At 26.8% G+C, this 12547-nt stretch carries 10 protein-coding genes, 1 tRNA gene and 1 other RNA gene; 9 read left to right on the top strand and 3 right to left on the bottom strand.

What is annotated here, in order from left to right; genetic code table 11:
• Positions 1–55 precede the first annotated feature (55 nt).
• From CLPA_RS12805 to CLPA_RS12795, 3 genes are all read left to right on the top strand, one after another.
• Positions 56–616, top strand: coding sequence for a beta-class carbonic anhydrase (locus tag CLPA_RS12805; RefSeq protein ID WP_003442526.1), 561 nt, complete (start codon positions 56–58; stop codon positions 614–616).
• 277 nt (positions 617–893) lie between these two features.
• Positions 894–1391 (top strand): TspO/MBR family protein, encoded by a 498-nt coding sequence (locus CLPA_RS12800; RefSeq protein ID WP_003442524.1) that lies wholly within the window; start codon positions 894–896, stop codon positions 1389–1391.
• 235 nt (positions 1392–1626) lie between these two features.
• Positions 1627–2613: a biotin--[acetyl-CoA-carboxylase] ligase gene (locus CLPA_RS12795; RefSeq protein ID WP_003442522.1), complete on the top strand. Its 987-nt coding sequence runs from the start codon at positions 1627–1629 to the stop codon at positions 2611–2613.
• Between the two features lie 10 nt (positions 2614–2623).
• Here the strand turns inward: CLPA_RS12795 and CLPA_RS12790 are convergent, their stop codons facing one another.
• The gene (locus CLPA_RS12790; RefSeq protein ID WP_003442520.1) at positions 2624–3469 is read right to left on the bottom strand and encodes an SDR family oxidoreductase; all 846 of its coding nucleotides are present in this window, start codon (positions 3467–3469) and stop codon (positions 2624–2626) included.
• A 200-nt stretch (positions 3470–3669) separates the two neighbouring features.
• On the opposite strand from CLPA_RS12790, the gene helD reads away from it, so the two are divergent.
• A complete protein-coding gene (gene helD, locus CLPA_RS12785; protein WP_003442518.1) occupies positions 3670–5961 on the top strand; it encodes an RNA polymerase recycling motor HelD in 2292 nt (763 codons plus the stop codon).
• 113 nt (positions 5962–6074) lie between these two features.
• Here helD and rocF read toward each other — a convergent pair whose 3' ends face one another.
• Entirely contained in the window at positions 6075–6974 is a 900-nt protein-coding gene (rocF, locus tag CLPA_RS12780) for an arginase (protein ID WP_003442516.1), read from the bottom strand.
• 153 nt (positions 6975–7127) lie between these two features.
• Here rocF and CLPA_RS12775 point away from each other — a divergent pair, with 153 nt between their 5' ends.
• The 5 genes from CLPA_RS12775 to CLPA_RS12760 all read left to right on the top strand — a co-directional run bounded on the left by CLPA_RS12775 (position 7128) and on the right by CLPA_RS12760 (position 10529).
• Entirely contained in the window at positions 7128–7523 is a 396-nt protein-coding gene (locus CLPA_RS12775) for a hypothetical protein (protein ID WP_003442514.1), read from the top strand.
• Between the two features lie 147 nt (positions 7524–7670).
• A non-coding RNA gene (gene ssrS / locus CLPA_RS20505) (6S RNA) lies at positions 7671–7854 on the top strand.
• 68 nt (positions 7855–7922) lie between these two features.
• A tRNA-Glu gene (locus tag CLPA_RS12770) sits at positions 7923–7997 on the top strand.
• 442 nt (positions 7998–8439) lie between these two features.
• Positions 8440–9834 (top strand): L,D-transpeptidase family protein, encoded by a 1395-nt coding sequence (locus CLPA_RS12765; protein ID WP_003442512.1) that lies wholly within the window; start codon positions 8440–8442, stop codon positions 9832–9834.
• A 167-nt stretch (positions 9835–10001) separates the two neighbouring features.
• Complete coding sequence (locus CLPA_RS12760; protein WP_003442510.1) at positions 10002–10529, top strand: hypothetical protein; 528 nt, start codon at positions 10002–10004, stop codon at positions 10527–10529.
• Positions 10530–10715: 186 nt separating this feature from the next.
• Here the strand turns inward: CLPA_RS12760 and CLPA_RS12755 are convergent, their stop codons facing one another.
• Entirely contained in the window at positions 10716–12347 is a 1632-nt protein-coding gene (locus tag CLPA_RS12755) for a membrane protein (protein ID WP_034829959.1), read from the bottom strand.
• Between the last annotated feature and the right edge of the window lie 200 nt (positions 12348–12547).

Below are 12547 nucleotides of genomic sequence, written 5' to 3'. Positions count from 1 at the left end.
TATTTAGCTATTATGCTATAATAAATTAAATAATATAAAACTTTAGGAGGATATAATGAGTAAGTTACAGGAAATACTAGATTATAATAAACTTTTCGTAGAAAATAAAGAGTATGTTAAGTACATAACATCTAAAAATCCAAATAAGAAGTTAGTAATTTTATCATGTATGGATACTAGATTAACAGAACTTCTTCCAAAGGCATTAAATCTTAAAAATGGTGATGCTAAGTTCATTAAGAATGCTGGTGCTTCTATAATGCATCCCTTTGGAAGTATAATAAGAAGTATTATAGTAGCTGTTTATGAATTTAAAGCGGATGAAGTGTTAGTAATTGGACATCATGGTTGTGGTATGAGTAACTTAAATGGAGACGAAGTTTTAGAAAAAATAGTGCAAAGAGGTATCTCTAAAGAGGTTATAGAAACTCTATGTAATGCAGGAATTGATATAAAAAAATGGCTACATGGTTTTGATTCAGTAGAAGAATCTATTAAAGAGAGTGTGGAATTAATAAAAAGTCATCCACTAATACCTAAAGACATAGTGGTACATGGTTTAGTGATAGATCCAGAAACAGGGAAATTAGAAGTTGTTGTTAATGGATATGAATAGCTCTATATAGAGTATTTTTTATACACAAATATAAAAGTGGTATTTATATTAAAAAATATTATTTATCCTAAAAAAGTATACAAAGAATTATTTCAAAAATAAAAAAGTATTAGTAGTGATTAAATGTATCATAACGCAATCTGAGTTATGATGCATTTTTATTTAAAATTATTTTTCTATATATTATTAATCATAATGAAGGCTCCTTCAAACTATAATATATTATTCAGCAGTTAATGAATATTAAAATATATAATTATACAAGGAGGTCATTATTATGGTTAATATATTGAAGGTTAATGATAAAATTGAAATTTTGAAGGCATTTCTCAGTATTATTATTGCAGAGGGAATAGGAATATTAAGTGTATATGTAGGAAATGCAGATTCTAAAATATATGAAGCTTTAGAAAAGCCTGTAATAGCGCCTACAAGCTATATTTTTATAATAGTGTGGCCTATTTTATATTTACTAATTGGATTAGCGGCTTATAGAATATGGGAATGGAAGAAACAAGATAGATATGAAAATGGAACTTTAAAGCTGTATAGTTTTCAACTTTTTCTAAATTTTTTATGGCCTATACTATTCTTCAGATTTAGATTATATGGACTTGCATTCGTTGAATTATTAGTACTCATCATATTTATATTATTAACTACTTTTCATTTTTTTAGACAGGATAGATTGTCAGGATTTCTTATGATACCCTATATAATATGTAATTCTTTTGCAGCAGTTTTAAATTTTGCACTATGGTTTTTAAACTGTTAAATTAAAAGTAATGAATTTTAAACATATTATTTTTATATTTATTTTATATGGAAATATTAAATGATAAAATTTATAATAAATATATAATTGATAAAGTTATTCTGTCATATAATTAAAATAAAAAGATATTTTGATTAAAAATTAGCAAATAGGGTAATGAATTTTATTAGTAGGAATTATTATATTTACATGTAAAATATATAAGATACTTAAGAAAAATGGGGAGGATAAAATTTTGAAGGATGAAATATTAAGGCTTTTAAAAGAAAATACAGAGGGATTTATATCAGGGCAGGAAATTAGTGAAAGATTTGGGGTTAGTCGTACTTCTATATGGAAATACATAAATCAATTAAAATTAGAAGGATATGAAATTGAATCAGTATCAAAAAGAGGTTATAAATTAATAAAATGTCCAGATTTACTGACTTATGAAGAAATTCAAGAGGAGTTGCATACTGAATTTATAGGAAGAAAAATAATACATTTAAATAGTATCGATTCTACTAATTCCAAAGCTAAAGATATAGCGCTAGAATTAGAAGAAGATGGGGTTGTAATAATAGCAGAAGAACAGACCAGGGGAAAAGGAAGATTAGGAAGAAATTTTATATCTCCAAGGGAAAAAGGAATATGGATGTCAATAATTTTAAAGCCTGATATAAATCCACTTAAGGTATCTCTAGTAACACAAATAGCCGCAGCAGCTATAAATAAGGCATTTAGAGAAATGAAAATAGAAACTTTTATAAAATGGCCTAATGATATACTTTTAAATAGAAAGAAAATTTGTGGTATACTTACTGAAATGAATGCAGAATTGACAAAAGTGAATTTTATAGTTATAGGTATAGGTATCAATGCAAATCTTGATGAAGATGATTTTTCAGAAGAAATTAGAGAAACCGCTACTTCTATAAAAATAGAGATAGATAAAAAAATAAGCCGAAAAAAAGTAGTAGGAAAAATATTGAATAATTTTGAACCTTTATATAAGGATTTTATAGAAGAGGATAATATAGAAGAAGCTATGAAGATTTGTAGAGAAAATTCCATTTTAATAGGAAATGAAGTGAGAGTTATTAGAAAAGATGAATCCATAAAAGCTCATGTGATTGATATAAATAAAAATGGAGAATTAGTGGTAGAGTATGAAACTGGTCAGGTAGAAAATTTAATATCTGGAGAAATATCTATAAGGGGTTTAAAAAGTTATGTCTAAAAGCCAGTAATTACTGGCTTTTAAGTTTGTTTTCTATATATTCTGAAAGTCTATTTTCCCAGCTTGGAAGCTCTAGGTCAAAACAATTTTTAATGAGAGATATGTTTAAAGAAGAATTTTTAGGCCTAGTAGCAGTATTTCTTAAAAAGTTCTCAGGTATTTCTAGTATACTTCTTTCTATACCAGCATAGTTGAAAATTTTTTTTACCCAAGCTGATTTAGTTGTACTTAATGGATTGCCGCAGTTATATATTCCGTATAAATCGGAGTGAAGCATTTTTTCAATTACCCTGCATAAGTCCTCTACGTATGTGGGGTTTCCCATTTCTGTACTGCATACGAACATAGACACATTACTATTATTCAGTACCTTTTGTACAAAGCAATTTTCTTCTCCGAATATCCATCCGGTTCTTATAATGAAATATTTTTTGCAGAGAGTTCTAATAAGTTTTTCTCCAGCGAGTTTTGTTTTACCATATATATTTACCGGATGGCACTTATCTGTTTCAAAGTAAGGGGAATCTTTATCTCCATCATAAACGTAGGAAGTAGATAAATAAATTATAGGAATATTTAGTATGCTGCAAGGATAGGCAGCATTTAAGGTGCCTATGGTATTTATAGTGTAGGCTAGAGATTCATCGCCTTCACAAATATCAATATTGTTCATGGAATCAAGATGAATTAAGAGATCAGGATTGCTGTCAGTTATTTTTTTGTAAGTTGAATTTTTATCAGATATGTCTAATTCATCACGATTAAAGCTATCTATTTCTATATCTTTAGTATTTTTAAACCTATTTTTGATATATTTTGCTAAAGAATTTTCAGCTCCTGTAATCAGGATTTTCATAATAGAACTACCTCCTTGAATAATGCAGTCATAATAAATTTATATGCAGTAAAAAGTTAAAATAGTTCTATTGATTAAATTAAGTACTAGATATATAATTTTATCCAATGACTACAGAACTTCATATTTGTATGTTTTTATGTAAGTATAAATTATATTAAAGTATTGTTTCATAGATATATTATAGTGAGGTGATAGTATTGACTATAGATAAAAAGGAATTTGAATTTGAAAAAGATAGATTGAATTCTACAAAAAAATGGATAGACAATGAAATAAATATAATAAATAAAAATGACCTGGATCTTCAAAATAAAATAAGTGAACTTAGAAAACAAGCTAAAGGCAGATACAACGAAGAACTGGAAACAACTCAAAAGCTATATAATATAACTCATAAAAACTTAGAGAAATACACAGAGGCAAAAGATCAGCCCTATTTTGCACGAATAGATTTCAGAGAGAAATACAGAGATAATGAAAGCTATTATATAGGTAAATTTGGGCTTGGAGATAGTAAGACAGGTGATGAAATTGTAATTGACTGGAGGTCTCCCATAGCAGATTTGTATTATAGTGGAACTCAGGGGGAAACTTCTTATGAAATACCAGATGGTTTTGTAGATGGAACCTTAAATTTAAAGAGAAAATTTTTAATTAGAGATTCAAAACTTAAAGACGCATTTGATGAAGGTATAAATGAAATTATATTAAAATCAAAAGGTGAGGATAATGTTTTAGTAGACGAGTTCTTAAAGATAAATCTTGAAGAAAGTGTAAGCAGTAAACTTAAAGATGTAGTAGCTACTATACAAAAAGAGCAAAATGATATTATAAGAGCTAGTAAAAACTCTCCTCTTATAGTTCAAGGCTCAGCAGGTTCTGGAAAAACCACCATTGCACTACATAGGCTTGCATATCTTTTATATAAATATAGTAAAACTATATCAGGAAACAATATTTTAGTTATTGCACCTAATAAATTATTTTTAGATTATATATCAATGGTACTGCCAAGTCTTGGTATTGATAAAGTAAGACAAAAAACCTTTGAAGAACAGGCTGTAGAAATTCTTCAGTTAAAGGGCAAGATACTTACAAAAGATAAAAAGCTGACTGGCTTATTAGAGGAAGAAGATAAAAATAATAAGCTTATGCTGGAAAGCAGCAGCCTTAAAGGTTCAATTTTGTATAAATCTATTATGGATGATTATATATCCTATATAGAAACTAAGGACTCAGAAATTGAAGATATAAAAGTGGATAAATATGTTCTGTTTTACTCTGAAGATATAAAAAGACTTTTTATAAAAGATATGAAACATCTACCTATAGATAAGAGAAAAGATGAGATAAAAAGATATTTTATGATTAAATTTAATGATAGAATTTTAGAAATAATGGAAAAAGTGGTATTTAAATATGAATATAATATAGCTAGAATAAAAAAGCTTATGGAAGATGGTCCTGAAAGAAGAAAAAAAATAATAGAACTTTATGACGAAAGAGATACCAGTAAAAAATATATATTAAAATCAGCAAAACATAATATAGAAGAGTACTTTGAAAACTGGAAGCATAAAGATACAAAAGAACTTATTTATAAACTTTTTAATGATGAAAATATATTTGATAATGTGGTTAAAAACAATATATCAAAGGAATTGTCACAATATATAAAAGATGAATTAAATCATAGTCTAGAGAAGGGTATCGTGGATAGTGATGATTTATCCTCTATGATTTATTTGAAATTTAGAATTGAGGGTGTGGAAGAAAAATTTAGATTTAAACATATTGTTATAGATGAAGCACAGGATTATAGTCCTTTTCAATACTATATAATTAAAGATATGGCAAAAAATAATTCCTATACTATAGTAGGGGATATTGGTCAGGGAATTTATTATTACAAAGGTGTAAATGATTGGGAAAAGTTTATTAAAGAAGTATTTAACAATGAAGGGAACTATGTGCAGTTAACTCAAAGTTATCGTTCTACAGTAGAAATTATAGATTTTGCCAATAAAGTATTAATTAAGCAGAAAAATAGTCTTAAACCTGCAAAACCTGTGCTAAGACATGGAGCTAAACCTGAAATCAAAGAATTCCAAAATAACAAGGATTTTGCTTGTAATTTAGATGAAATAGTAAATCATTGTGAAAAAATTGGTAAAAGCAATGTGGCTGTAATAGGAAAAACCTATGAAGAATGCAAAAAGATAAAAGGATTTTTGAAAAAATACAGCAATTATAATTGGAATATAATAAAGGATACGGATAAGAATGTAAATTTAGAAAAGATAATTATTCCATCTTATATGACTAAGGGATTAGAATTTGATTGTAGTGTTATATATAATTGTGATGAAGGAAATTACAATGACAGTGAATTTGATAAAAAGATATTATATGTTGTACTTACAAGAGCTCTGCATCTAGAATATATTTTTTATAATAAAAAGTTATCATCTCTTTTATCTGATGTATAAAAAGTTATTGTTAATTGATAATATATATTTTGAAAATTGATTTTGAAGAGCATATAATATTTATATGAAGAGGCCGTCTCACAATGCATATATATACATTGTGAGACGGCTTTTTAATTTATATATTTGAAAGTCCAATCAACCAAATCAATAACTAATTTAGTCGTAGAATCATTTCTGTCTAATAAAGTGTTTAGTTCAACCATATCCATAGATTTTATAAGCTTCGTATTCATGAGGTATTTTAGCAAAAATTTTGCATCTTCTACAGACATACCATCTGTAACTGGAGTTCCAGTGCCAGGAACTATAGATGGATCAAGACAATCTATGTCAAAACTTAAATGTACTGCCTCTATTCCATTTTCCATAAGTTTGTGATGAATTTCTTTCAGAATAGATTCTATACCCATATTTTTTATATTTTCCATAGAATATACATTTAAGCCCTTTTCTTGAACTAGGCTAAATTCTCCTGAATCCAGTGATCGTGCTCCAACTATAAATACATTTTTATATTTTACCTTTATACCTTTAAAGTATAAATCTGTTAGAGATTGTGGACCTATTCCCATGGCAGCGGCTAAAGGCATTCCATGTACATTACCAGAAATGGAAGTCTCATCAGTGTTTATATCTCCATGAGCATCCACCCATATTACTGCAAGATTTTTGTAGTATTTACTAGCACCAGAAATGCTTCCAAGTCCTAAAGAATGATCTCCTCCAATTATAAAAGGAAAGCTTCCAGAAGTAAAAGAGCTGTATACTTCATGAGCAAGATTTGTATTTACATCTATAATAGGTTTTAAATATTTCATTCTGCTATTATAAGAGAATTTAGTGTTTTCATCTACTTTAGGAACAAAAATATTTCCACAATCATATATTTCATGATTATCATTATGAATTACATCTATTATATTATTTTCTCTTAATTTGTTTGGAGCACAATCTACACCTTTTTTATCAGAACCATAAAATAATGGTACACCTATCATATTTACAATCATACGTAACACCTCCTGTAAGTATATTTTTAAAAAATTTTAAGCAGTGATAATAATTTAGATATTTATGTGATATTATATTACAAGATAAACTTTTAATATTAGATTTAACCAAAAAAGCTGATAAATATTAAAAATTTTTGGAGGTTTTTTATTATGGATAAAAAGAGTATTGTAAAATTTTTAAAGGAAAATCAAATAGATGATATAGAGGAAATAAAATATATAGAAGATATTTATATTCTAAGATTTTATTATGACTTTGACTCTTCTGAAATAGAAGCAGCTGAAGCTTATGCTAATGATGAATGCACGGAAGATAAAGAAAGTGAAGTTTGGTATAATGAGTTTTTTAAACCTTATCTAAATGATATAGCTATAGACAATGTAGGAGATATACTTGAAGATTGTATGAATGAATTCAATATAGCTATTCAGTTTATTACCTATGAATATGAAGAGGAAGAGGAGTCCAGCGAAATAGTTGCTGTATTCCATGATATAGAAAAATCAGTGGATATAAAAAAGGTTATAGATGATTTAAAGCTCTAGTAAGATTATCTTGTAGTTCGTTATTAAGTAAATAAAAGATATAGGGAGTAAAATGGAGATAGTACCTATTTAGACTATAAAAATCACATAAATTCAACAAGTGAAAATTTGAAACTAAAATAAAAAATGTTATAATAATACACGTAGTTAATTCTGATGTGCCCGTGAAGCTTATATGTTCAACCGACATAATCAATAAGGGATTTTCAAAATATTATTTGTGAATATGGAACTTCCGTTTAGTATAGAAGTAGATAGAAGCAAATTGAGAAAAACCCACCTGCTATAGTGCGGGTGTGACTTTTAAGTGTGGCGACACGTCGGAAGTATATTTGATAATAATGTTTTATTAATTAGTGACATGGGATCAGGTCCCATGTTATAAAAATGTAAAAATATGGCCTCATGGTCAAGCGGCTAAGACGTCGCCCTCTCAAGGCGGAATCACGGGTTCGATTCCCGTTGGGGCTACCAAATAAAGAAATAAGCCAGTTTACAGGTTTTGTAGGCTGGCTTATTTTTTATTTTCTCACACATTAAATAAATAGATCATTTAATTTTTTTAACTAATTATGAAATATAGATAATTTATTTTTCGGGATTATTTTCGTGATATTTCACATTCTATAAATTCATTCTTCATTTTTTATTCAAATTATTTATATATTTTATAATAAGTGTAATTTTTGTATTTATTTATAAATTTTGAAAAAATATTTAAGAACTACTTCTTTAATATTTAGAGTTAAAAAACAATAAAGATTTATTTAATAAATAATTTATATATTTTATAAAATATATTGTTATAATAATATGTAATATTATGGTGAACAATGATATAATTAAATATAATAGAATATAATATTATATTATATAAATAATTTTATCTAATAGTTATGTATAAGGAGCGAATGCTATGGAAGTTGTGAATAAATTTGTAAATAAATATAATAAGATTACTGCAGGAATAATAGTTTGTGTTTGTACCTTATTTACTGTATATTTTTTGTTTTCAATATATTTTATGAATCATCTATATTTTGGTTCTAAGATTAATGGTGTTGATGTATCGGGTAAAACAGTAGAAGAAATAAAATCACAGATAACTTCTCAGCTGAATACATATTCTTTGAATATAAAAGAGCGAGGTGGCAAGAATGAACAAATTAAAGCAGGTGATATTAATTTAAAATACCAGTCTGATGAACAATTTAATAATATCAAAAAGGAACAGAATCCTTTAAAATGGCCTTTATCATTTTTTAATAAAAAATATACTAACATGACGGCAGAAATTTCATATGATAAAGGGATGTTAGAAAAAAGGATAGATAATTTATCAGCCCTTGCGGATAGCAATATAATTGAACCCAAAGAACCAAGTTTTAAATATGTGAATAATTCTTTTACAATTGTAGATGAAATTAAAGGTAACAAAATAGATAAAAATGTTTTACTTAAACGTATAGAAGATGCCATATCTAATCAAGAATCAACAATAGATTTAGAGTCTTCTAATTGTTATACAAATCCTAAGTATACTTCAAAGTCTCAAGAAGTTATTAAAGCTAAGGACATGCTTAATAAATATGTATCTTCAAAAATAACATATAATTTTGGAAATAATACAGAAATTTTAGATGGTTCAACAATAAATAAGTGGCTTACAGTTGATAATAATTTTAATGTTGTACTTGATGAGTCAAAAGTAAAAGAATATGTAAAATCCTTTGCTAATACTTATAATACCGTTGGAAAGACAAGGAGTTTTCATACATCATCAGGGAATACTATAAATGTTAGTGGTGGTGATTACGGTTGGCAAATTAACATTAATAAAGAAGTACAAAATTTAAGTGAAGCTATAAAAGGAGGACAAACAGTAACAAAAAAACCGTCATATACTACTACCGCTACATCTTATAACAGTAATGATATTGGAAATACCTATGTAGAAATAGACATGACAAAGCAGCATCTATGGTTTTATAAAAATGGTTCACTGGTGGCCAATGGAGATGTTGTTACAGGTAACGTAAGCCTTAATCATACAACACCTCCGGGTATTTATAGATTGAAATATAAAGAAAGAAATGCTACTTTAAAAGGTGAAGACTACAGTACTCCTGTTAGTTTCTGGATGCCCTTTAATGGAGGAATTGGAATACATGATGCAACTTGGAGAAGTGTATTTGGTGGACAGATATATAAGACGGATGGTTCTCACGGTTGTGTAAATTCACCATACAATTTGGCCGAGACAATATTTAATAATATTAATGTAGGTACTCCTGTTGTGTGCTATTATTAGAAAATTGCTGAAAATTAAATTAATTTAAATTTTTAGTTTTAATGTATATTGAATTGACAAACTTTATAACTTTACACAATATTAATGGGTTTTTGAAATTAATCACATAAATAAAAGCTAAACTATGAATATAAACAAAATAAATATTTATAGAGGATGTGTTTAATTTGAAAAAATCTAATAAAATAGTTAGTGCTATTATTGCAGCTTCTCTTTCTGTATTAATATTTGCAGGTTGTCAGAGTAATAGTAGTACAAGTTCTCAAAATTCAACGAAAAAATCAACTGAGGAGAAAACTGCTAATAGTGAAGAAATGCAAAAAAATTTTGAGAGTAAACTTAAAGAACTGGTAAGTGCTGGTACAATAACAGAAGCTCAATCAACTAAAATATTAAGTACACTTACATCTGATATGAGTAAAATGGGAAATAAAGGGCAAAGATCTAATAGGGAAAGGGAAAATCCTCTGGAACAAGGTAGTTCAGTATCACCTGAAAATAAAGATGAGGAAAACACTACGGGCAATGAACAAGGTCAGGTTGGGCATGCAAGAAATAATCCTTTAAGTCAATTAATAAGTGATGGAGTTATTACAGAAGATCAAGCTAATAAGGTTATGAGTGCTTTAATGGGAGATAGACAAAATTCTAATGATACAAATAAGAGTACAAGCAGCAATGTTACAAATCAATAGTAAAGTATCAGAGTAAGTTTGCTGACCTGATATTTCTTATATAATTAACATATAAAATTGATTTAATAACTAAAATATTAGCTTTATAAGTATAAAGTATTCTCTAATAAAAATTTTTTATTAGAGAATACTTTATTAAATCTACAGGAATTTCTTTTGATGGATCTTCAAGAATTGACTTTTTATTTAATCTAATCTTGATTTAGAGTGATTTCTTATAAGATCTATAGAAAATTTTACAAGATACAAAAAAGTAACTACATTTAAAAACGAAGTAAGTATGGTCAATAGGTTATAAGAACTTGTACCAAATCCATTAAATCTATCAAATAACACTGAATGAGTGTTAATATAGATTATTAATGTGAATAGGGCAGACAATATTAATAATCTTATATTTTTATTATATATGTAAGCTGCAATTGAAATAATAATAGATGCAAACATATATCTTTCATGCATTCCTACAGAAAAATTAAATACACCAACTACCTGAATAAGAGCTGCAATAAATGCAGAATATTTGCTGGTGATCTTTATATATACAAATCCTGAAAAAATAGTGATAAGTACAATAAAAATCATTCCAAAGGTATGATAATCTAATATAAACATAGTATTTGCAGCATTAACCATATTTGCTTTAATTAAGCTAAAAAAGTTAAATGCATTGATAGAAGCGTAAGGATATTCCTTTATTGTGCTCATATATAGATTGAAAGTCCAAGTTATATTACCATTATTTATGGAAAAAGGCAATATAATGATTATTGCAGTCAATAATGCCGGCAAAATACACTGAATGATACTCTTTATATTTCTTCTTTTTATTAGTTCAAATAAAAGCAGAGGGAGAAGTATTATTCCTTGTGGTTTCATAAGAACTAAGATTGTAAATAAAACTGAAGAAAATACTAGTTTGTTATTAGATAAGAAAAATATTGAAAGTATAGCTATGAAAGCAAATACAGAATCTGATTGACCCCAAATACTTGAATTAATTAAAACTGCAGGGTTAAAAATATAGAAAGCACTTAGTAAGATAGCAAATTCTTTAGATAAATGCTTATATGCTATTTTATATATAAAATAACCAGATAGAATGTCTGTAATTATAGATGGCAATTTAAGAAAAAGATAATAATAGTTATTAAATATAGGTGTATTTGCAAGCTTTCCTATTACAAATAAAATATAAATATAAACCGGTGGATAATCTATAGAAGAATTATTGTCGTATATTTGTAAGATATTATTTGCAGCATTGGTAGCCCATCTTTTATATAAACTAATATCAAAGGGATGTCCATCTATTAGTAATCCAGAATAAATACGTAATAAAATTCCTATTATAAGTATGCCTAATATAAGTGCACAAGCATCAGAATTTTTTAATTTTATTTTTTTACAAATAAAAAGTAAATAAATAGATATTGATAATGTAAAAAACAGCAGTGAATATGTTATAAATGCAGAGGAATATTTACTATAGGAACTGTTATTATATATATTTGGTCGATTTTTATTATCTTCCGAATTTGATCTAAATCCTCTTGAAGATGGCTTAGGACTTTTATTACCATCAGTACTTAAATTTAATGAATTAGGGGTACTGCTCTGTAAGATGTGAGTATTAGGTTTAGCACTTTTGATTTTTAAGTTATTATCTATAGCTGTGATACTTTTTTGTGAAAGGTTTTTTGAAAAACTACTACTACCATAGTTCAATACAGTATAAATACATAGACCAGCTAATAGTAAGGTTATTAATACTATAATTATTTTTAATAGATTATTTTTTAGAAATTGCAAGTTCATTCCTCCTAAATTATAGTTCCTATTAATTAATTATAGACAAAAGTTATTGAATTATTATTAAATTTTTATGTGAATTTTATGTGATGTATTTTGAATTCTTTATCACATAAAGTTCACATAATTTTTTGATATTTACACAATAACTATTAAGTATAATTTTGCCATAGACAAAATTTAAGTCTTATGGATTTTAATTTTGT

This window comes from Clostridium pasteurianum DSM 525 = ATCC 6013, assembly GCF_000807255.1.
In the GTDB taxonomy this organism is placed as follows: domain Bacteria; phylum Bacillota; class Clostridia; order Clostridiales; family Clostridiaceae; genus Clostridium_I; species Clostridium_I pasteurianum.
This window is presented reverse-complemented; position numbering and strand designations above follow the sequence as displayed.

Coding starts and splice junctions, on each gene's coding strand:
- CLPA_RS12805 (WP_003442526.1), top strand. CDS start 56: ATGAGTAAGTTACAGGAAATACTAGATTATAATAAACTTTTCGTAGAA.
- CLPA_RS12800 (WP_003442524.1), top strand. CDS start 894: ATGGTTAATATATTGAAGGTTAATGATAAAATTGAAATTTTGAAGGCA.
- CLPA_RS12790 (WP_003442520.1), bottom strand. CDS start 3,469: ATGAAAATCCTGATTACAGGAGCTGAAAATTCTTTAGCAAAATATATC.
- rocF (WP_003442516.1), bottom strand. CDS start 6,974: ATGATTGTAAATATGATAGGTGTACCATTATTTTATGGTTCTGATAAA.
- CLPA_RS12775 (WP_003442514.1), top strand. CDS start 7,128: ATGGATAAAAAGAGTATTGTAAAATTTTTAAAGGAAAATCAAATAGAT.
- CLPA_RS12765 (WP_003442512.1), top strand. CDS start 8,440: ATGGAAGTTGTGAATAAATTTGTAAATAAATATAATAAGATTACTGCA.
- CLPA_RS12755 (WP_034829959.1), bottom strand. CDS start 12,347: ATGAACTTGCAATTTCTAAAAAATAATCTATTAAAAATAATTATAGTA.